We start from the raw sequence: 18401 nt of genomic DNA, 5'->3' as shown, positions 1-18401 counted from the left end.
CCATGGGCGGTCTCTAGGTTTCGAGACACTGTGCAGGTGGACGTCGCCACTGAAAGATGGGTGCCGTCATAAGCGGAGCCCCGTAACTCCGCGACCACTGCACCACCCTGGATGGGGGCTGGACCTATGAGTGACTCGGTGTCAGTGTCGACTTCACTCTGCCGATAGGGCCGAGTTTGGCGGAAGCTGCACGACGGGGGACAAGTTTGTTCACGATTGAGGATTCTCCGGTCAGGGGCGCACTTGGCGATCGGCTGTATGTCGTCGACCATGAGCGCGGCGTCTGGCTCCAAAAAGTTTCCGGCATTGGACGCGAGCTCGGAGAGGCCTTCCAGCTCGTCCGGGGAGAAAGCGTCATTCCCTTCAACATGAGTTGGGACGAAGAAACGGACCCAAATTCAGGGCAAATATACCTACTCAGGCGCTTCGAGACTTTCGGCATCAGCGGGACAGCGAAGAGATACGCGGGTATCGAACCCTTCGCGTTTTCTGACGACATTGACAAACACGAGTTCATGAAACTTGCCATCGAAGCTGTCCTTGTCTACGGCTTCCACTACACAACCACACCGCGCCCTGAAGGGGACGTCCGTATCGACGCAGACGGGCAGATTTTCACCCTCGGAGGCTTCGGGTATGCCACAGAAGGCTAGGAAACGGAGCCTTCGGCTCCCCGTTCAGAGGGGCAAGTAAATGTCCGGTCTTTTAGTCACCGACGCAATGATCGATCATTTCTGATTGCAACCTCTTCAGGTACCGGAGGTTCCGCGGAGATCAAACTGTTCCCCTTAGGGATTCGCGGCACCGCAGGTGAGCCTTAGGGAAAAGTGGCGGCCCAAGCGAGCCCTTCGGCCTCAGCCCTCTGGCGGAGTTCAAGCCAGCAAGGTGGCGCGGACGCGACGACACCGAGGTCTTCCTCGATGGCTAACAAGGCTGCCTTCGCTATCTCGGACCCCACGACCATATCGTCGGTGATGTTGAGGCGGGGATCCACTTTCGCATATGCCTGAGTAGCGGCGTATTCGGCCACCTCATACATCTGGAATGCCGCCCAAGCAGCCTCCTGCGGATCGTCCGTGAGCCAAGTCCGGATCGCATAGGCCACGGCAGCCGCAGCGTTCTCGCCGTAACCGGACTCCATGACCCATTCCCCCTCGTAATCCTTTGGAGACATCGACTCGACTTCATAGTAAATCGACTGCACATCGATCACTCGTCCCGACGAGACGTCCCAGGCAGCCGCGAGGATCTCAGCCAAGCGGTGGGCGTGTGCCGTAGCGCCAACCACCCTCGCATATCGCTCGAACAGGGGTAGGAGCCGTTGGGCGCAAGCGGCAGCGAACGCTGTCTTCGCCCTGCGGTCCAACGGCTCTAACCTCGCCACCAAGGCACGTTCGTCATACATTCGCATTAATTCCCACTCCTTCTCATCACCACCAAGCCGTCGTTGGACTCGTTATCCTCGCGCCGGAGTGTTTGAGGAAATCTTGGCACGCACCGCAGATCGGCCGCGACACGCCTAAGCCCTTCGGAGTCAATCCTGTTGGCTATGTCAACCCAAATGGGACCCATCGGGGCGGCCTAAGCGGGACCCACCGGCGGGGTAGGGATCTCTGGAAGACTTCTTGGATGATGAAAGCTGACCAGAATTTGTTTGACCGTGCCGTGGATCAGATGACGCTCCGCTGGCCAGACGCTTCCGAAGCGGTGGCGGCGGCGGCTTATTTGGATGACGGGTCTGTCCTCACGGGGGTTGCGTTAGACAACTTCAACGCGGCTATGAACCTTTGTGCCGAAACGGGTCCCATCTGCGAGGCCTATTCCCAGGGCCGGCGAATCGTCGCGTCGATCTGTGTGAGCCGCGAACCTGGCAGAGAAGGTTTCACGGTGTTGTCACCTTGTGGAGCATGCCAAGAAAGGCTCGCCATCTGGGGTCCGACTGTGGAGGTCGGTGTCAGTGACCCCAGCAGCTCGTCGGGTTGGTCGAGTCGTCCTCTGCTTGCCGTGAATCCTTACTACTGGGCGGCAGCTTTCGCCGAGGATGACGTGTGGCCGTCGGCGGCTCAACACGGGAGTTGATCCTGCAGAGCGCCGCGACGAGTTTCACTGCTGCTGGCGGTCTTGCCGATTGTGCGTATGCGCGAGTCGATAAGAATGCGTGCCGGTCTCGATGATGGTGCCGTTGAACGTCAAGAGCTACTGGCCCCGGGCGAGGTTGCCAGGCGCGACAAACTCAAAGTTTGATCGTCCCGTAGAGGGTTCCCGTTGCGGGCATCGGAACGCAGCCTGCTTCCCTATGGAGCGATTGTGGTGGCCTGCGACCAGACGACCATCCAATGGCGATCCTGATACTCGTAAACATCCGTGTGCTAAGCGCGGATTTCAAGCTCATCGGCGGTGCCAACGCTGAGAACTATTCGTGCGATGTACTTCAGAATCGTCAGGTTTCCTGACGATCTGACGGAGATTTCTGATTCGGGCTCGAATACGAGGTACTCGAGTCGCTTCGATTCCACGTCGCTGAGATAGGCCGATTTTGTCCGTGTGGACCCGTTGGGCGTCACAAGTTGGTAATCGGGTGCATGGAGGCGCTCCGCAACGACCATGTCGCGTTCGACGAGCGCGCGAAGTCTCTCTCGCTCGATATTCACCACTGTCGCAGGATCAATGTTCATATGCCCTGTCTAACAGCAGCGGCCGCCCCCGGCCTGTACCGAGGGGGCCAACCCGCAGGTGCTAGACATACTCGGCGTCGTTTAGCGTTTCTCTACGGGCGGTCTTCGAATCTCGCTTCGTTTGGGCTGCAAGCCATTCGGCGAAGCATGGTCCGAGCTGTTCGACGTCGGAGTTCGGCACCAATCGCCATCACGGATGGCGCGCCGCGTGGCGCCGGGAATTGGCAGGGCACCTGCACGATGCCGTTGCATATAAAGTACTTACCAGCCGGGTCCCGGCTTGGAAGCGTAGCCGCTCAAGTCTCGCGTCGAAGGGTAATGATTCCCACATAGGCGAGCAGTGCCGTCCCGAACGTTCCGAGGAGACCAGCGAGGAATGCCGCATCAACGCTGAACCCTCCACTGAAGCTGATGACGACGTACCCGACACCCGATAGCAGCACGAGGGCGACATAGGACAGTCGGACGAGCCAGCCCGCCGGTAAGCGAACGACGGACATGAGAATCACTGCCGCCAACGGTGCAAGCATCATCCCGCCGAAAAGCAGAGCGGGCGCCACCCGCACATCACGGCCAGAGCAGGGACCCATGAGGTTACACGCCGTGGGGAATCCTTGCGTCATCCAGAATACGAGCCAAGTAACGACCACAATGGCCACCGCGGGAAGCACTAATCCGAGGCGACTTTTCAACCGAATATGGGAAGTCATGAAACGAGTGTGGCATTTCGGTGCGCAGAATGAAGCACTACAGAGCCGCATGATGACAACTCGTTACCGCTCAGGCCGGGTGGCCAACTCCACGGGTCCAAAGGCGCCTTTAAGCAAGACGGACGAGCGCCAAGCTCCGGGACCTCCAGCGCCACGAGCGGAGCAATCGTGGTGCGGCGGCTCAACATCGCTAGAAAACTCGGCGTCCCGTAGAGGGTTCGGCATACGGCCATTGCATTCGAACCAATTTACAGGTGTCGCGTGGCGCAATCATGGAGTTATGACGCGCACGGGCGCCGCGTTAATCATGGCCACCCAAGGGCAGAACAGCGCACCCGGCTCAGAGATTGGGCAGGGATCCGTAGCTGTTGTTGTAGATCTTGCCGTTCTTCGGGTGCGTGAACTTCAGCCCTGCCCACGTGTCGTCAATGCGCAGGCATGTGCTCTCGACGAGGCCGTGATTGTATCCGATCTCAATGACCTTCGGCAGACTGAGACCTGAGCCCAGCTTCCGCGCCTTCGGCCAGGAGAGCCACAACATGCCCGACGGCTTCAGATGGAGCTTCAGTGTTGGAAAGATGTCGTGCATCTCGGATTGAGTCACGCTGAAGAAATGGATGTAGTCGAAGTCACCCTCGAGATCCTCACTGCCCTCCAACTCCGGAAGCCCGATGGCCTTCAGGGTCGACGCAGGGGCGTTCACGAAGTGGGCCAGCGCGCCCTCTTTGATTCCCATCTTCTGAGCGACAGACCGAGACATGACAGCTTCGCTCATTTCCCGGAAACCTTCTTGAGCACGTCGAGATAGTGCGGGTTACACATAATCCCCAGGATATTGCCGAAAGGATCGACGACGGATGCCGTCACAAATCCTTCACTGCGGTCAGTCGGCGGTTGGTATTCGGTCGCCCCCATCGACAGCAGCTTCTCGAATGACCCCGGCAGGTCGTCCACGTGCCATTGAATGATCTCCCCGGCCGGCCCGTCTGGCACTGGCGGCGCGTACGACGCGTCAATGATTCCAAGCTCGTTCTGATAGTCGCCAACCCTGAACTCCACATAGCCGGGCATCTGAAAGTACGCGTCGATACCCAGCAGCTCGCTGTACCACTTGCGTGCCGCCTCCAGATCGACGGCGAAATAGCTGACGGTAGCGAAGCCTCGCAACATGTGATTTTCCTTCCGATTCACGTGATGCCAGTCTCCACCAGTAAAGTGCTCACCTTCTGACTACTTTGTTTGCGACAATTGATTCATGCGCGCAGATCGCCTCGTCGCCACACTCCTGCTGATGCAGGCGCGGGGACGCGTGACAGCGAAGGAAGTAGCTGCTGAGTTTGAGACATCCGTCGCTACGGCGAGGCGTGATCTCGAAGCGCTGTCAGCTGCGGGAATTCCCGTGTACCCACAGGTCGGCCGTGGCGGTGGGTGGCAACTACTCGGCGGTGCTCGCACCGACCTGAGCGGGCTCACATCGGCTGAAGCGCGTGCGCTTTTCCTCCTGGTCGGGCCAGCCGCGTCCGTAGTCCCAGAGGCCAAGTCGGCGCTCCGCAAGCTTGTGCACGCCCTTCCCGACAGCTTTAGAACGGATGCCAAAGCGGCGGCAGAGGCCGTCGTGCTTGACCCCGCGCGGTGGGGCCGGCCCCACCGCGCACAGCCACCACTCGTGACCAAACTCCAGGCCGCTGTCATACAGCGCCGGAAGGTACGCCTGAGCTACCGGGGTTGGGACCGCGACCCGGTCGAAAGACTCTGCGACCCGTGGGGCCTGGTCGAGAAGAACGAGGTGTGGTACCTACTCGGCGGCGTGGATGGCGCCCAGCGAACATTTCGCATCGAGCGGATCATCTGGGCAGTTGCCACAGAAGATCCCGCCGATCGCCCGGACGACTTCGACCTCGCAGAGGCATGGGATACCGTCGTACGCGACGTGAACCAGCAACGCGAGAGCGCATCCACGATCGTGGTCACAAATACCGCGATATTGCCCTTCCTGCGTGAACAGTTCGGCGAGCTGGCAGTGGAGGACACCGCGATCGACGACCATCGAGCCAGGGTCCGAATCAGTGCGCCGGCCGAAATCATGCTCGCACGCGGCCTCGCTGGATGGGGTGAATACATTGACGTTCTCGAGCCGGCATCCGTGCGCTCGGAACTCATGCGCCTCGGCGCCGCGCTCGTGAAGCGCAATGGGCCGTAGGCCCGGGACCCGCACTCACAATGCCCGTTGAGCGTTCCCCTTCCAGGCACGAGGATCACTACCCGCCAAGTGTCCGTCGATTCGAGCTGCGTCCGGTTGGCGGTCACTGAACGGTTGATCTACCAAGCCAATATGGTGAGTGCATGGAACGTCTACGCCGGGCGGGTCGGTGAGCGCTACGCCGACAACCCTGACGGCGCGGACCACGAGTTCTAACGGCAGGGCGCGGATGAGATCTGTGCGCGAGCCATCCTAGGTCTCGGCTGCGAGAAGGGCATCCTGACGGCGGCTTTCGTCCGAACCGATCGCATGGTCGCGGCCGGTTTTTTTCGGTCCGATGAACGGCAGCACGGAAGCCAGGCAGATAATAGCCACGAGTTGCATCGGGTCCGTGTAACATGCGGCTTTATGAAGACCTCGACGCCGTTGTCGCGACCCATGGCTTGGTTCTGCGTGGTGGTCGCATCGTTCGCGATGCTACTCGCGCTGTTCAACCTCATCTTCAACACCGAATTGGTTTGGTCATGGCTTCCGCTGTTTATCCTCATGCCGCTCAGCCTGGTGGTTGGCGTGCGTAGTCTTCGCGCTTTGGGCCGGGCTAATCGTTAGCTGCCTCGGGACTGGGTCGCCTTAAACGAAATCGGCTTTTAGAGCAACTTCCATTCAAGGCCCGGCCTTCACAAAACGAGTCCGTTTACACGGGCGCGAGCAATGGCGCGAGGACCCGTGCAGGCGTGTGGCCTTGGACTCTCACTGAATTACTGGAGTGTCTCGCAACCAAATCGCCTCGTAACCCATGGGATGTCAGATACTGACACCTGCTCCGTAGCGGTGCAGACAATGAGTTCGATGCGCCAAATGGCGATCAATGTACGCCGCCAAAGAGCACAAAAAGTCACAGCCAGCTGAACCACCTCTCCGCTACCGCCTACGGTCTTCAACATTCGATTGCACCGGGTCAGTGGCTCGACACGGAAACCTCGCATGTCCCGTATGGGGTTCCCCATACGGGAACGGATGAGAGTCGTCGATCGACCGTTCGCGTGTCCCGCTTGCGTCCCTTTCAGCCTGCTTCGCCCAGGCCACCTAGCTTGCCATCCGGCAGTTCCTTGTAAGCAACCGCTACGTACACGCTGATTCGACTAAGCCACACAGCAATAGTTTTGGCCGTGTTCCAGCCTCAACGGTTGGCCGATGGCAATCCTGCCAGACCGGTTATGAACCGGACAGCTTCATACCTGCGGGGCTCGGGACGGGACGAATTCAGATCTGTGTTTCGGGCACCAGAGGAACATCGGCGGTCGCCCGGCGATTGACACGGTCGGCGAGAACGATGGCAATGACACCGAGCAGTACTGTGCCGCCGATCCGGGCAAGGCCGTCCGTCCCCATCAGGAGCCAGGTCACCAGATTGGGTCCATATATGGTGGCCGAGCCTCCGCCCAGCACTTGCAGTAGCAGCCAGGTCACGGACACCGCCGCCACGATCCCGGCTGGCACCCAATTCCACGGAGCAGGCACGGCACCGAGCCGGGCGATCTGCATGACCGCAACCAACGCGAGAGCGAACTGCACGAACGAGTCCGCGTAGGCGAAAGCCATGAATAGGATCGGTGCGTTCGAGAAGTCATCGCCGATAAAGCCGTGCAACACAGACCCAAGAAGGAGCCATACAGCCAACAAAACGAGAGCGGTGGTGCCGACCGGGCGGCGCGCCGTGACGCTACCCTCGCCACGCACACCAAAGGCAAACACCAACAGAGCGGCGGAGAACAAAGCAGGGCCCACCATCTCGGCGTACGGGAAGAGCGGGGGCAGCGCGATTACCGTGATGACGACCGAAGCAAGCAGGAGCCCCCCCGCCGATCGACAACGCGAGGGAAACCGGTGATACTGCGCGATCACGAAGCTGTGAGCTTGCCATATTCCCGACTCTACTCAGCGCATGCGGGGTGTCTAGATGGGTCGCAAGAGGAGGCGGTTGCATCGGCGGGCGTCGCCATCGTCGGCGTCACAGAGCGGAAAGCCCTGATCACCCCGCGCAGCAGACAACGCTAAGGCAACGATGCCCAACTGCAGGACTCAGACTCTTGAGATTGAACCCTCTCCACTGACGGCGTTGTTCTCCTCATGCGCCAAGAACACTGACCCCATAAAGGGTTCGGCTTACGGGCGCTCAATATTCGGTTGTGGCGACTGGACCGTGGGAGGTCAGGATGGGGGAAGATGCTTTTGTGAACCACAAAACACCCATCGACCTAGCCGCCTGGCCACGTCGGGAACATTTCGACCATTATCAAACCCGTGTTCCGTGCACTTACAGCGTGACGGTCCCGCTCGATGCGACCCTTTTTGTAGCCGCACTGCAACATACCGGCAGAAAAATCTATCCGGCACAGATCTGGGCGATCGCCTCCGTCGTGAACAATCACGAGGAATTTCGGATGACTGTCGACAAGGAGGGCCACCCGTCAATTTGGAATGTTGTGCATCCGGCGTTCACTGTGTTGAATCCCGACCGTGAGACCTTCGCGAGCGTCTGGACCGACTATAACCAGGATTTCTCACAGTTCTACGACCAGGCGGTGGCGTTGCTGTCGACACATCGAACGGCGACCACAATGTTTCCTCAAGGCGACGTGCCAGAGAACATCTTCGACATCTCAAGTCTGCCCTGGCTCTCGTTCAGTGGATTCGAGTTGAACATCGCCCATGGACACGACCATTACCTGCCTATCTTCACCCTCGGTAAGTACGTCGAGCGAGCGGGGCGAGTGACGCTCCCGTTCGCCCTGCAGATCCATCACGCTGCCGCGGACGGGTTCCATGCCGCCCGCTTCATCAACGAGCTTCAAGACGTTTTCAACGCCTCCGCAAACTGGCTCGCATAAGCTCAGACACCGCTTCCTGCAGAAGGTTCGGCTTACGGGCGGAAATGCGAGCCAGCCCGGGCAACCCAGGCGGATCGATGCTCACGTCATTCGCTATCAGTCGGGTTCTGTAACCAACCATGCTGCCCAGTTAATATTGACTCATGATCACCAGCGGGACCGTAGAAACCCAACACCTCTGTCTGCGGCCCGTCATCGAAGAGGATTCCGACTCGGTGTGGCTCTTGCACTCGGATGCGCGCACGAACAGATACAACCCAGCCGGCCCGATGACCGACCGTTCACAGGCTGAGGAGCAAGCACGAGCGTGGGCGGCCAACTGGGCGATTGACGGGCAAGGGTACTGGACTCTCGAAGAATTGCACGTGCCTCAGGTTGTCATCGGTTTTGGGGGCATTCGGGCGACAAATTGGCGCGGTCGCCAGGTCTACAACCTGTACTACCGACTGGCGCCGGCAGCATGGGGCAAAGGATTGGCCAGCGAGTTAGTTGCGGCCGCTGTCGAGCGATGGCATGAACTCGGCGAGCATCTCCCGCTCGTCGCTTACACGACGGCAGAGAATCTCCCCTCGCAAAGGACTGCACTCAAAGGTGGCCTGACGAGACGACGCGACCTGGACGAAGTGACAGGCGCGTACACGGATGTCGTATTCGCTCTGGGTCTGGACTAATCGCCCTACGAGTTCCCATTGAGGGAAGAGGAAAAACGCGCGACTCAGGAACTCCAGTCCCGTATGAGGTTCGGCTACCGGGACACCGTGTGTGCCGCGCGGTCGGGCCAGTCACGGTGAGATGCTAGTTCTGTGGAATTGAACCAGAGCACCGATGCGCAAGCCGTTGTCATCCGTCCCTATGGTCAAGCGGATGCCGCAGACACATTGGCAGTATTCCTTGCTGCGGTGACCGAGACCGCTGCCGCCGATTACTCGCCGGAGCAGATTCAGGCGTGGGCTCGGCCAGAAGCGCGAGATCTGCCCACCTGGCATGCGTCGATGCAGGAGCGGAACAGTTACGTGGCCACCGTGGATGGTGCACCAGCCGGCTTCTCCGATGTGAACCCTGCTGGTTATATCGACATGCTGTTCGTTGCCCCTCGATACCAGCGACAAGGGGTAGCACGACAACTGATCGGACGCGTTGAGGTCCACGCGCGTCAGGCGCAGCTGACAGAGCTGATAGCCGACGTCAGCATCACTGCCCGCCCCTTCTTCGAGCGCCGCGGATTCACCGTCGAGGTAGAACAGCACCCGGTGATGGGCGGCGTTTCGCTGACCAATTACAAGATGAAGAAGAAGCTCCTCGACAGCGCGGTGTGTCTGAGCGGGCAGCTTGTCTGCCATACCCAGGACCAGGCGAACACTGTCCGGGATCACCTACCACTGCACCTTGCCCTGACCCGCGCCGAACCGGGATGCCGTTCGTTTAACGTCACCGCGACGAGCGATCCGCTGGTGTGGCAGGTCGAGGAGCGCTTCGAGCATGCAGCCGCCTTCAAGGCTCATCAGGACCGTGTCGCCAGCAGCGAGTGGGGTCAGGCTACCTCAGGCATCGAACGCCGTTACTCCGTGATCGGACTCTAGCCCTTCGCCCGTCTCAGTACCTGATCCTGCACCGGGAACCGGACTTGTCCCGGTCAGCGTTCGACTTGCGGGACGGTTCAGAAGCTCTACGCGTATGACGTTTTGGCGCTGTTAAGAGGCGTACTCGGAACGTTACACCGTGCGTCAGCGGCGCGTTTCCTGCCCTCTCACGGCGGTTCAGGAAACCCTACATGGAAAGTTCGACGCCAACCGCAATCTGCCTCAAGGCTCGAATATGTTCGTCAAAGACGCCCTTTCCGTCGTCTGTGAGACGAAGCCATGTCATTCGCCGCGCGTCCGTCCGTGTCGCAGAGGCGATCTTTTTTGAGCTCACAAAGCCCGCTGTAGCGAGCACTTTGAGGTGCTTCGATAGGGCGGCGTCACTGATGCCGAGGGTGTCTCGGAGAACGGCAAAGTCGAGTTCATCAACAGCGCGCAGGAGACCGCAGATTCGCAGTCGTATCGGCTCATGAACAAGTTCGTTGAAAGAGCCTTCAGGGGGCATTGCTGACGCGTCCTCGCATGGAAGATGCTCCTAGCAGGGCAAGGCCCGTTGCGGCCACGAAGCCAGCGATCACAGGGGCCATGATCCACCAGGGGAACCCGCTGGCGGCAAGTCCCAGCGAGACACTGAAAAAGAACAGGGTGGTCACAATAGCTATAGCGAAAAGCGCACCTTCACGTAGGCGAAACCCTAGTAGCTTAATCCCAGTCACCCATTGATAGCCGAGCACTAGGAAGATGCTCATCATGACGAGGAAGGTCAATACGAACCCGCGGTTAAACGATTGCGGCAAGGCCGGAGTGGAGATGAAGATTGCAGCTATTGCACCGAGACCAGGGGCGAACCACCTCGTTTCCTTTAGTCGCTCAGTTAGGCCCGCGCGGTCGGACTTGAGACAACCTAGGAGAAGGGCAGCATCGTTCCGCTGGTCCGGTCGATCGGAAGGCAAGTTGTTTTCCATAGAGGCAAGTCTATAAGTGACTTCCTCTAGGGGCAAGTGAGTTGCTCGCATCGGACCCTGACAGCTGAAGAAAGTTAACAGAGAGCATCAAAGACGACTGCTGTATTTCTGTTTGAAGTGCTGTCCCGCAAGACGTTCCTGAAGCGAAACACGGTACGAGCGACGATCAGCCGGGCATAGAGCGCTTTCGCGGTTCAACCTTGCTTCATGATCGGAGCGCGCTGATTCACCGCAGTGTCGACGTTCGTCGGAGCAAAACGCGATGGAGTATCGGGTAGAGTGCTGGCCGCGCGGACGGGGAGAGGGCGCGAGCCCTTCAATGCGTCTCATCTCTCTCGCTCTGGAACGACCGAGACAAGCGCTGGGCAGCTCGCCTCTCACCACGCACGTGGGCAGTCCGGGTTAGCTGGCATCCTCGGATTCTGTGAGGTTCCCCAATGCCACTCTCCCGAGATTTCGAAACTTCGCCGAGTTGGTGCCGAACCCTGCGGCCGCAAACGTCCCGCTACCGGGCACCTTCCTCTGGCGAGCTACTGCCTAGGGCGGCCTGAATTCTCCGAATGATCGACCCGAGGATGCCCGACGCGAGAAGTCCTGAACCGAGTGGGCCCGCGGAGTCCTCACCAAGTGGTGGTAACTGCCGAAGCGCCGCCCTGACTGGGGCATTCATGTGCTCGAGTTGCCAGGAGATCTCACCGGAGACTGCCTTGGCCTGATCCGTGGCGGCCAGCCCGGCGGCTTTCGCAGCGTAAGCGGCTGCGCCGAGTGCGTGCGCGCCCATGTGAGCGACGCCGGCAGCTTGTCCAGCAGCCCGAGCGGCTGCCACTGCCGAGGGCGAGTTCACGGCTTGCGCGGCCCGGTCAGCAACGAAGCGCCTACGAATTTCGCCGGCGGTATCAAGTTCACCCTGAGCAAATGCCCGAGTACGAGCGATGGCATCACGTGGTCGGCCGTCTGTTGGGGCCTCCGTCTCAAAAAAGACCAAGACTCGCTCGGCACAGTCCGCGGCCCACGCTGTGACGAGGCGTCGGTCAGCTTCGCTGAGTGACTGCGGGGAAGGCATGTCTCACCTGCTCGTGCGGCTGTGCCCTGGCCGTCGTAGGCCGAGCACAATCGGGATGATGCCGACGATCGCGAGGATGAGCCCGATGGAAAGCCACATCCGGTTGCCCGTCATGAAACTTCCCGGGATCAGATTCAGGCCCTGCCCGCCCCAGACTCCACCAAGGATTAGAGCGATCACGCCGATGGTGATCAGGGCGATGCGTCCGCCACGGCTAGTTACATTGACCAACGTACCCTGACCGACTCACCCGTCGCCAGGGAGGGGTTCCCGTATTGGAGTTCGACGTAGACCTCGCGCGTGGGGGCTCGATCACGTCCGCTGATCTCGGATCGGTCAACGCAACTCGACCACTTCGGTTGCCGGGACAGGCCCGGACTGGGAAAATGCTTGCCTGCGCAAGGACGAAGTGGGCCTCATCAGCCCACTGCATTGTGAGAGGGAGGTCGAGAAGTGCGAGATGGGTTGCTCGGATCGATCTGGTTCCGTGCTCTGTCGAGCGGGGATGCGGCCTTGTTGCACGAGTTGCACGGTGATCCGATGACGAATGCGCACAATCCGCTCGGTGCCTCACCAGACCTCCGCGCGAGTGAGGAGATGCTCAAGAGCTGGTTGCAGCACCGGATGGATCATGGCTTCGGCTACGAACTGGCTTTCGAAGGCAACCGACTTGCCGGGATCTGCGGCGCTCGGCGTGATCTCTAGCGCGACATGCCGGTCATTAATCTCTATTGGCGCCTCCTCCCCGACTACTGGGGGAAGGGACTCGCAGGCGATCTCGGCTGGCACGCTCTGGACATTGCACGCTCAGTTACGCACCTGGCCGATGAGCTGATCGTGGCGAGGATGCTACCCGGAAACGCAGGCTCCGTGCGCGTCGCCGAGAAGCTCGGCCTCACCCGTTGCAGCGACTTGGACGGCGAGGCGTACGGTGTGCGCTGGATCCTCTACACGGCCGCCGTCATGGTCCCGTAGTTCCGTTGCTCGCGTCCGACCTCAACGGCGGGTGGCCTCTGCCGCATGCTGGCGCAACTGCTCGCGCGTGGGGATAGGCCCGTCGCCCACCAGCATGGCTTCGTTGACGGGTTGCCCCATAACGAGCCGGTTGAACATGGTGGCGGACCGGGTGGCGTCCTCGATATTCAATAGGCTCCTCTCGCGGAGGGAGGTGAGCGCGGCGGCAAGCGAGTCGATGGCGCGGCCTGGCCCGTTCTCGAACAGTGCACGCGCGCGGTCGCGGAACCGAGCGACCTCGTCCATCACGAGTCGGCGCAGCTGCAGCTCTTGACCACGCTCGGATGCCCGTAAATGGTACCGCTCCAACAGCAAACAGCTGAGGGGTCCCTCAGCAGACGCTGTTCGTCAACGTAGTTGCCCACCGGTTGATGTGCTGCGCGATTCGACGCCAGCAGGCGTGCGTGCGTTGCGACGGTTCGTTGAGCCACTTTCTCTGGTGGGGATGCGCGAATCCGATCGTCCGGTCCGTAGCCGTTGATGAACGCCGCGATGCGCACTGCAGCGCGGTGAGGTTCCATGGCCACGTCATTGAGGATGATCGTCTGTGCCGCGTATGCGAGATCCCAGAGCCGAGTGCATCGCTGGCAGCGGAACCTTGTATCGGCGGGGCGTAGAGATCAATCCAAAGCGAACTCTCGAAAGCTCGCGGCGAGTGATTGGCGGGGGCACCCGGCACGGCAGAGACGCGTGAGCGGTCAGTTCTATTGCGGGGGCGCTGCCGGAGCTGATCAGCGTGGCGCCACAGGTGCCGGAATTGGCGTAGAGGATGTGGGTTGAGGCTCAGTTCCAAAGGTTGGGGCAAGATCGCGTTCGGCCCCCGAGATGATCATCCTTAGTCCATGCTCGAAAACGTCTTCGCCCAGCGGGTCCCCTCCGGTCTGCATGGCCTCCACAAACGTGTCGAGCGTCGGGCCACTGAGTAGATCCATCGGATTCATCATGCCGGATGTATCGTTGCGTCGCGCATCGATAGCGGCCTGCTCTTTCAATACGAATTGCGAGGGGAATGTCTGGCTGACGGTGTTTCCGGCGATATTAGTAGGATTCTGCGGCCAGCGAGCGGTCTCGGAAGGTGATGACGAACGGGTTGAGAGCTGGCTTCTTTCGCATAGTCCACCGCATTCGACCGACCCTGGTTCTGCCGCACTGTGACTGTGGGCGCGGGACCTCCTCGCTAGAGTGTGGGCACGGCGCCTCATGCCCGTAAATCTGCCGGTGTCTGATTTCGTTACCGACTCCGTGATCGGGGTCGACGGGGCCAGCGACGATGCCCCCAGCGCGTGGCTGTCATGAGCGATGCCCAGTTCGTGGCCGGCAACCCCGACAGCGATCTTGTCGCAGGCGCTCGACGCACGCTGCAGGCAAATCGTGGCGGCAGACCCGGATGTCTTGTTTATCGACGGAGACTTCGTCGACAAAGGCTTTGTCGAAGATTTCGCCCTCGCAAAAAAATCCTCAACGAGAAACTCGACGGCACGACTTTTCCGTACTATTGCATTCCCGGCAACCATGAAATCATGCGTACCGATATGGCCAACTTCCGTTCGGCCTTCGGGGACACCTCCCGGGTGGTCGACCAAAACGGCACCCGATTCATCACGCTCGACTTCTCGACCGGGCGTCTGTCAGGTGACTTCACGCAAGTGCAGCTGCTACGCGCCCGACTCGATGACGCCGCCGTCAACCTCGCTATCAGTGGCGTCGTCGTGCTCCAGCACATGCTCATTAACGAACGGATCGTGAATAAGGCCAGCCAGCTCGCCAGCCGCCTCGACGCCGAAATGGAACAGGACTGGCTTGAGGATTTCCGGGAGGAGAGCGGTAAATCGGTCGCCTTCGTTTTTGGGCACGTCGAGGTTTTCCAAGCCTCCCGCGAAAACGGCATTTCATACCTGATCAATGGCAACTCCGGCAAAACACCGGCCGGTTCATCGTTCGGCGGCTTCACCGGGGGACCAGGCTGGGCATCGACCCGGCAGCGGGAGCGTGGCAAACGGCGGATGCGGCGTGGCTTGAATCCGACGTGTAACCGCACGTCAACGCGGTGAATATCACCACCCCGAGCACCTCACTTGAGTTGGGTGCGCGCTTTGACCTCGACCCCGCGATCGCCCAAGACGGCGACCGTACCGTCGACGTCGCCTGGCCGATGAGCTACTCCTGGCTGCGCACATCTGGTGTGCACGTCGGGGCCATAGATGATGCACCGACGGATACCACGGCATCGGTCGACCCGACAACCAACGTTTTGACTGCGCTGCGTGCGGGAACCGGTTCGGTAGGCCTTCCCGTCAATAGCGAGGTGGCATCGATTTCTTTCACGACCGTGGGCAGCACGGTAGATCTGACCGGCGACCCGACGTTCGGTCAAATCCTGACAGCCGACATCTCCCAGCGGGTTGGTGTTCAGAACGCGACCGCGGTCACCTATCAGTGCCTTCGAGCGGGCGAGCCGATCGAAGGCGCGGTCGGCTCGAGCTATGCCCTCGGGGTTGACGATGTGGCAACGGGGATCTCGGTACAGGTGAGCGTCGCGGCCGACTCGCGAGAGACAGTCACATCAACCAGCAGCGAGAGCACACCGATCGCCGCGGCAATTCTTGCTCCGGCGGTTCCGATCGTCACCGGAACGGCGCAAGTGGGAAGCGAACTGTCAACCGATCCTGGAGAGTGGACTCCGGCGTCGGTCGATCTGACCTACCAGTGGAACGCCGACGGGCAAACGATCCTGGGTGCTTTAAATGCCGCCTACCAGCCGACAGCCGACACCCTCGGCTTCGAGCTAAGCGTGACGGTCACCGGAACGAAGCCGGGCTACGCCACTCAGTCCCAGAGCAGCACAACGACCTCAGCGGTAGCGTCGGCCGACGTTGTGACCCGACGCTCACAGCGGAGTCCACACGCATCAAAGCCGGCGACGACTTGACCGTCGTGGAGAACGACTTCACGGCTGGGTCGCACATCGAGGTGTGGCTGCACTCCACTCCGGTGCTGCTTGGTCGGACCACCGTCGGCACAACTTGGTCGTTCAGCCTTACCGTGACGGTGCCGCTGACCACGCCGCCGGGAGCACACTCCCTCGTCGTTACCGACGGCGTAACCGGACTCGAGGCACGAGTCGGGCTCGACGTAGCTCCGGCAATCATTACCAGTCCAACCGAATCTGGGTCGGCCCCCGACGATCTGGTTTCAACAGGTGTCGATGCCAGTCTCGGCTTCGTGGGTGCCATCCTCTTGCTGCTACTTGGAGGTCTGGTGCTCATACGTCGGCGCAAAGCCACAACCAGACAGTTGTAGGGGTCAGCTCACGAAACGAAATAAATATCACGGTAAGAGTTGAACCCGCTCGTCCCTTGTTTAAACGTCATCGATGGCGTGCTGGAATCCAGCAGTAAAGCGTGGAGATTGAGACGCCGAGGTCTGTGTGGCGGCGTCGGTCGGGGATGAGCCGCTGACGAGAAGGTTTTTCGCTGATGCGATTTTGTTATCTGTCCTGAGGCGTTTCCGGCCGGGAAGGTGACCTCCGGCCCGAGCGGCGGCAAAGCCGACCTGGGTGCGTTCGATCCTGAGTTCTCACCCATTTATGCGAGCGAGGCCATTAGGCCGAAGAAGCACCACCCAACGCGTGTCGTGGTGTCGATCTGGTCAGTCGGCGAACAGAAACCCCACCATCAGTGTGGAGTTATTCGGTGAAGTCGATGAGCTTATTCCCCGTCCGACCGCATTGTTCCGCTCGTACTGGAGCCTCTAAGTGCATGGATATTTGATATCGGTCTGCGCGATAGGTGGAGATTGAATATTCGATGGGCGTGCCCTGTCCGGTGAAGGAGCTGCGGTGGAAGAGCAGTACAGGGGCGCCTGATTCGATGTCCAGTAGTGCAGCGGTTATTTCCGGCGCCGGAGCGGCTTCGACTGTTTGTTCCACACGTTGGACAGGGTGCCCGCTCGCGGAAAGGATCCGATATAAAGATCCGTTGAGGTTTTCTGACAGCAAATTGGGTAACAGCCGGATAGGCAGCCACGATTCGTCCACGCTGACTGGTGCGCCATTGCCTAGGCGCAACCTGCGGATGTGGTGGGCTTTGCTTTCTGGAGTCAATCCCAGATGTTCGGCGGCTGCCTCTGGAGGAATTGTCGTGGTGGCGGAAATAATGCGAGTGCTGGGCTCAATACCAGCGGCCCTCATATCTTCGTTGAACGAGGCGAGGTGCAAGGTAGAGCGCACCATTCCGTGGGAAACAAACGTTCCTTTTCCTCTGACTCGTACCAGGGCTCCGTCGTGCACGAGGTCGGAAATTGCGCGACGTACCGTGATGCGCGAGACCCCGAATTGTTCCTCAAGTTGCCGTTCACCTACTAGAGCGTCTCCTGGTCGCAGGCTGGCCGCCACCAGTTCCTGTAGTTGCCGGCGCACCCAGACATGTTTGAGCTCATTCTGTGTTCCCATCGATTCAACTCCCCACCAGTTCGAAGAGAAGTTCACCTGCTTCAACCCGCGATCCGATGCTGTCAGTGAGTACAGCACCTGGTTTGGTGTCCAAGACCACGACAGGGCAGCACGGGCTGAGGTTTTTCGAGATTATCAATGCGACATCGACGCTGATCATGCGGTCGCCAGCTTCCACCTGGTCACCCTTTTGGACGTGCACGGTGAAGCCTTCGCCTTTGAGGTGGACCGTGTCGATCCCGACATGGACCAGGACGGCTGGCCCGGAGGCATGCTGCACGATGTAAGCGTGCGGCATCACTTTGGCCACCCGACCGGTAATCGGCGCGACGGCGGTAAGCACGCCAGCATCACTGTCCGGCACGACAGCAACTCCCTCGCCCACCAATCCCGTGGCGAAAACCGGATCGGGTATGTCTGCCGCCGCGATCACCCGACCGGGCAAAGGCGAGACCACGTAGATAGCACCGTTCTGGGTCGCAGTGCTCACATCAAGTCCTGGATGTCCTCAGCCAGATTTTCAGCCTCGGGCCCGACCACTACTTGAACGATCGTGCCCGCTATCATCACGCCGTGGGCACCGGCAGCTTTCAGGGCGGCTTGATCGACGCGGGCGGCGTCCACTACTTCGGTGCGCAAACGCGTGATGCACCCTTCAATTTCTTCCACGTTACCCGCGCCGCCCAGCGCTGCCAGGATGACTTCTGCTTTGGACATGTTCTGCTCCTCACTTTCGTTGATGTGGTGTTTCGCTGTGCCGTACTCTTCTGCTCGAGCTCTGGGAGCCTGTCCGGTTGACAACAACCGCGTTTAGCCGTCACAGTGATTACAGCCACTGGTTATAACCAGCTAG

27 protein-coding genes are annotated in these 18401 nt (G+C 60.1%); 12 read left to right on the top strand and 15 right to left on the bottom strand.

The annotated features are described in order from the left end of the window. Nucleotides 1-206: 206 nt before the first annotated feature. On the top strand, nt 207-653 hold the full coding sequence (locus tag E3N85_RS09690; RefSeq protein WP_134462664.1) for a hypothetical protein: 447 nt from the start codon (nt 207-209) through the stop codon (nt 651-653). A gap of 164 nt (nt 654-817) precedes the next feature. Here E3N85_RS09690 and E3N85_RS09685 read toward each other — a convergent pair whose 3' ends face one another. Next, the gene (locus E3N85_RS09685; RefSeq protein ID WP_166783922.1) at nt 818-1405 is read right to left on the bottom strand and encodes a DUF416 family protein; all 588 of its coding nucleotides are present in this window, start codon (nt 1403-1405) and stop codon (nt 818-820) included. 224 nt (nt 1406-1629) lie between these two features. On the opposite strand from E3N85_RS09685, the gene E3N85_RS17160 reads away from it, so the two are divergent. Further along, entirely contained in the window at nt 1630-2079 is a 450-nt protein-coding gene (locus E3N85_RS17160) for a cytidine deaminase (protein WP_198412095.1), read from the top strand. Between the two features lie 290 nt (nt 2080-2369). On the opposite strand, the gene E3N85_RS09675 is transcribed toward E3N85_RS17160, so the two are convergent. The 4 genes from E3N85_RS09675 to E3N85_RS09660 form a co-directional block, all read right to left on the bottom strand. Continuing rightward, nucleotides 2370-2675, bottom strand: coding sequence for a nuclear transport factor 2 family protein (locus tag E3N85_RS09675; protein WP_134462660.1), 306 nt, complete (start codon nt 2673-2675; stop codon nt 2370-2372). Nucleotides 2676-2971: 296 nt separating this feature from the next. Beyond that, a complete protein-coding gene (locus tag E3N85_RS09670) occupies nt 2972-3175 on the bottom strand; it encodes a hypothetical protein (RefSeq protein WP_134462658.1) in 204 nt (67 codons plus the stop codon). 550 nt (nt 3176-3725) lie between these two features. Continuing rightward, entirely contained in the window at nt 3726-4160 is a 435-nt protein-coding gene (locus tag E3N85_RS09665) for a hypothetical protein (RefSeq protein ID WP_241978413.1), read from the bottom strand. After that, entirely contained in the window at nt 4157-4555 is a 399-nt protein-coding gene (locus E3N85_RS09660) for a VOC family protein (protein ID WP_134462656.1), read from the bottom strand. The genes E3N85_RS09665 and E3N85_RS09660 overlap by 4 nt, the downstream gene beginning before the upstream one ends. Nucleotides 4556-4640: 85 nt before the next feature. Between E3N85_RS09660 and E3N85_RS09655 the strand changes: the two genes are divergently transcribed. After that, a complete protein-coding gene (locus E3N85_RS09655; protein WP_134462654.1) occupies nt 4641-5585 on the top strand; it encodes a YafY family protein in 945 nt (314 codons plus the stop codon). A gap of 252 nt (nt 5586-5837) precedes the next feature. Here the strand turns inward: E3N85_RS09655 and E3N85_RS16985 are convergent, their stop codons facing one another. Next, nucleotides 5838-5969, bottom strand: a complete 132-nt coding sequence (locus tag E3N85_RS16985) for a hypothetical protein (protein WP_255453879.1) — start codon at nt 5967-5969, stop codon at nt 5838-5840. Nucleotides 5970-5993: 24 nt separating this feature from the next. On the opposite strand from E3N85_RS16985, the gene E3N85_RS09650 reads away from it, so the two are divergent. Beyond that, nucleotides 5994-6194: a hypothetical protein gene (locus E3N85_RS09650; protein WP_134462652.1), complete on the top strand. Its 201-nt coding sequence runs from the start codon at nt 5994-5996 to the stop codon at nt 6192-6194. A 654-nt stretch (nt 6195-6848) separates the two neighbouring features. On the opposite strand, the gene E3N85_RS09645 is transcribed toward E3N85_RS09650, so the two are convergent. After that, nucleotides 6849-7490 carry a hypothetical protein gene (locus E3N85_RS09645; RefSeq protein WP_134462650.1) on the bottom strand — a complete coding sequence of 214 codons (642 nt, stop codon included), beginning with the start codon at nt 7488-7490 and terminating at the stop codon, nt 6849-6851. 311 nt (nt 7491-7801) lie between these two features. Between E3N85_RS09645 and catA the strand changes: the two genes are divergently transcribed. The 3 genes from catA (at nt 7802) to E3N85_RS17155 (ending at nt 10056) form a co-directional block, all read left to right on the top strand. Then, nucleotides 7802-8476: a type A chloramphenicol O-acetyltransferase gene (gene catA / locus E3N85_RS09640; protein WP_134462648.1), complete on the top strand. Its 675-nt coding sequence runs from the start codon at nt 7802-7804 to the stop codon at nt 8474-8476. A 143-nt stretch (nt 8477-8619) separates the two neighbouring features. Then, on the top strand, nt 8620-9147 hold the full coding sequence (locus E3N85_RS09635; RefSeq protein WP_134462646.1) for a GNAT family N-acetyltransferase: 528 nt from the start codon (nt 8620-8622) through the stop codon (nt 9145-9147). A gap of 132 nt (nt 9148-9279) precedes the next feature. Next, nucleotides 9280-10056, top strand: coding sequence for a GNAT family N-acetyltransferase (locus tag E3N85_RS17155; RefSeq protein ID WP_370289200.1), 777 nt, complete (start codon nt 9280-9282; stop codon nt 10054-10056). Between the two features lie 187 nt (nt 10057-10243). Here E3N85_RS17155 and E3N85_RS09625 read toward each other — a convergent pair whose 3' ends face one another. The 4 genes from E3N85_RS09625 to E3N85_RS09610 all read right to left on the bottom strand — a co-directional run bounded on the left by E3N85_RS09625 (nt 10244) and on the right by E3N85_RS09610 (nt 12315). Continuing rightward, nucleotides 10244-10561 (bottom strand): transcriptional regulator, encoded by a 318-nt coding sequence (locus tag E3N85_RS09625; protein ID WP_134462644.1) that lies wholly within the window; start codon nt 10559-10561, stop codon nt 10244-10246. Beyond that, on the bottom strand, nt 10551-11021 hold the full coding sequence (locus E3N85_RS09620; protein ID WP_134462642.1) for a hypothetical protein: 471 nt from the start codon (nt 11019-11021) through the stop codon (nt 10551-10553). Before E3N85_RS09620 ends, E3N85_RS09625 begins: the two co-directional genes overlap by 11 nt. A 505-nt stretch (nt 11022-11526) precedes the next feature. After that, nucleotides 11527-12084 carry a putative immunity protein gene (locus E3N85_RS16785; protein WP_134462640.1) on the bottom strand — a complete coding sequence of 186 codons (558 nt, stop codon included), beginning with the start codon at nt 12082-12084 and terminating at the stop codon, nt 11527-11529. Between the two features lie 3 nt (nt 12085-12087). Beyond that, on the bottom strand, nt 12088-12315 hold the full coding sequence (locus tag E3N85_RS09610; protein ID WP_198412094.1) for a hypothetical protein: 228 nt from the start codon (nt 12313-12315) through the stop codon (nt 12088-12090). 309 nt (nt 12316-12624) lie between these two features. On the opposite strand from E3N85_RS09610, the gene E3N85_RS16335 reads away from it, so the two are divergent. Beyond that, nucleotides 12625-12789: a hypothetical protein gene (locus tag E3N85_RS16335; RefSeq protein WP_166783921.1), complete on the top strand. Its 165-nt coding sequence runs from the start codon at nt 12625-12627 to the stop codon at nt 12787-12789. A gap of 6 nt (nt 12790-12795) precedes the next feature. After that, nucleotides 12796-13059, top strand: coding sequence for a GNAT family N-acetyltransferase (locus E3N85_RS09605; RefSeq protein ID WP_134462638.1), 264 nt, complete (start codon nt 12796-12798; stop codon nt 13057-13059). Nucleotides 13060-13080: 21 nt separating this feature from the next. Here the strand turns inward: E3N85_RS09605 and E3N85_RS09600 are convergent, their stop codons facing one another. Further along, on the bottom strand, nt 13081-13413 hold the full coding sequence (locus tag E3N85_RS09600; protein WP_134462636.1) for a TetR/AcrR family transcriptional regulator C-terminal domain-containing protein: 333 nt from the start codon (nt 13411-13413) through the stop codon (nt 13081-13083). Between the two features lie 995 nt (nt 13414-14408). Between E3N85_RS09600 and E3N85_RS09595 the strand changes: the two genes are divergently transcribed. The 3 genes from E3N85_RS09595 to E3N85_RS09585 are packed head-to-tail and all read left to right on the top strand — an operon-like array spanning nt 14409 to nt 16398. Continuing rightward, nucleotides 14409-15149, top strand: coding sequence for a metallophosphoesterase (locus E3N85_RS09595; protein ID WP_206751241.1), 741 nt, complete (start codon nt 14409-14411; stop codon nt 15147-15149). Next, complete coding sequence (locus E3N85_RS09590) at nt 15146-16027, top strand: hypothetical protein (protein ID WP_134462632.1); 882 nt, start codon at nt 15146-15148, stop codon at nt 16025-16027. Before E3N85_RS09595 ends, E3N85_RS09590 begins: the two co-directional genes overlap by 4 nt. Next, nucleotides 16024-16398, top strand: a complete 375-nt coding sequence (locus E3N85_RS09585) for an LPXTG cell wall anchor domain-containing protein (RefSeq protein ID WP_134462630.1) — start codon at nt 16024-16026, stop codon at nt 16396-16398. The genes E3N85_RS09590 and E3N85_RS09585 overlap by 4 nt, the downstream gene beginning before the upstream one ends. Before the next feature lie 385 nt (nt 16399-16783). Here the strand turns inward: E3N85_RS09585 and E3N85_RS09580 are convergent, their stop codons facing one another. Genes E3N85_RS09580 through E3N85_RS09570 form a run of 3 tightly spaced genes read right to left on the bottom strand, consistent with a single transcriptional unit; the run spans nt 16784 to nt 18289 of the window. Then, nucleotides 16784-17584 (bottom strand): GntR family transcriptional regulator, encoded by an 801-nt coding sequence (locus E3N85_RS09580; protein ID WP_241978416.1) that lies wholly within the window; start codon nt 17582-17584, stop codon nt 16784-16786. Then, the gene (locus E3N85_RS09575) at nt 17553-18005 is read right to left on the bottom strand and encodes a PTS glucose transporter subunit IIA (RefSeq protein ID WP_255453884.1); all 453 of its coding nucleotides are present in this window, start codon (nt 18003-18005) and stop codon (nt 17553-17555) included. The genes E3N85_RS09580 and E3N85_RS09575 overlap by 32 nt, the downstream gene beginning before the upstream one ends. Nucleotides 18006-18034: 29 nt before the next feature. Continuing rightward, complete coding sequence (locus E3N85_RS09570) at nt 18035-18289, bottom strand: glucose PTS transporter subunit EIIB (RefSeq protein ID WP_255453883.1); 255 nt, start codon at nt 18287-18289, stop codon at nt 18035-18037. Nucleotides 18290-18401: the final 112 nt, after the last annotated feature.

Origin of the sequence: Cryobacterium sp. Hz9, from assembly GCF_004402825.1 — a bacterium.
GTDB lineage: Bacteria > Actinomycetota > Actinomycetes > Actinomycetales > Microbacteriaceae > Cryobacterium > Cryobacterium gelidum.
This window is presented reverse-complemented; position numbering and strand designations above follow the sequence as displayed.

Excerpts from the sequence above, each read along its gene's own strand:
- E3N85_RS09685 (WP_166783922.1), bottom strand. The coding sequence starts at position 1,405 with ATGTATGACGAACGTGCCTTGGTGGCGAGGTTAGAGCCGTTGGACCGC.
- E3N85_RS17160 (WP_198412095.1), top strand. The coding sequence starts at position 1,630 with ATGATGAAAGCTGACCAGAATTTGTTTGACCGTGCCGTGGATCAGATG.
- E3N85_RS09675 (WP_134462660.1), bottom strand. The coding sequence starts at position 2,675 with ATGAACATTGATCCTGCGACAGTGGTGAATATCGAGCGAGAGAGACTT.
- E3N85_RS09670 (WP_134462658.1), bottom strand. The coding sequence starts at position 3,175 with ATGTCCGTCGTTCGCTTACCGGCGGGCTGGCTCGTCCGACTGTCCTAT.
- E3N85_RS09665 (WP_241978413.1), bottom strand. The coding sequence starts at position 4,160 with ATGAGCGAAGCTGTCATGTCTCGGTCTGTCGCTCAGAAGATGGGAATC.
- E3N85_RS09660 (WP_134462656.1), bottom strand. The coding sequence starts at position 4,555 with ATGTTGCGAGGCTTCGCTACCGTCAGCTATTTCGCCGTCGATCTGGAG.
- E3N85_RS09655 (WP_134462654.1), top strand. The coding sequence starts at position 4,641 with ATGCGCGCAGATCGCCTCGTCGCCACACTCCTGCTGATGCAGGCGCGG.
- E3N85_RS16985 (WP_255453879.1), bottom strand. The coding sequence starts at position 5,969 with ATGCAACTCGTGGCTATTATCTGCCTGGCTTCCGTGCTGCCGTTCATC.
- E3N85_RS09650 (WP_134462652.1), top strand. The coding sequence starts at position 5,994 with ATGAAGACCTCGACGCCGTTGTCGCGACCCATGGCTTGGTTCTGCGTG.
- catA (WP_134462648.1), top strand. The coding sequence starts at position 7,802 with ATGGGGGAAGATGCTTTTGTGAACCACAAAACACCCATCGACCTAGCC.
- E3N85_RS09635 (WP_134462646.1), top strand. The coding sequence starts at position 8,620 with ATGATCACCAGCGGGACCGTAGAAACCCAACACCTCTGTCTGCGGCCC.
- E3N85_RS09625 (WP_134462644.1), bottom strand. The coding sequence starts at position 10,561 with ATGCCCCCTGAAGGCTCTTTCAACGAACTTGTTCATGAGCCGATACGA.
- E3N85_RS09620 (WP_134462642.1), bottom strand. The coding sequence starts at position 11,021 with ATGGAAAACAACTTGCCTTCCGATCGACCGGACCAGCGGAACGATGCT.
- E3N85_RS16785 (WP_134462640.1), bottom strand. The coding sequence starts at position 12,084 with ATGCCTTCCCCGCAGTCACTCAGCGAAGCTGACCGACGCCTCGTCACA.
- E3N85_RS16335 (WP_166783921.1), top strand. The coding sequence starts at position 12,625 with ATGACGAATGCGCACAATCCGCTCGGTGCCTCACCAGACCTCCGCGCG.
- E3N85_RS09605 (WP_134462638.1), top strand. The coding sequence starts at position 12,796 with ATGCCGGTCATTAATCTCTATTGGCGCCTCCTCCCCGACTACTGGGGG.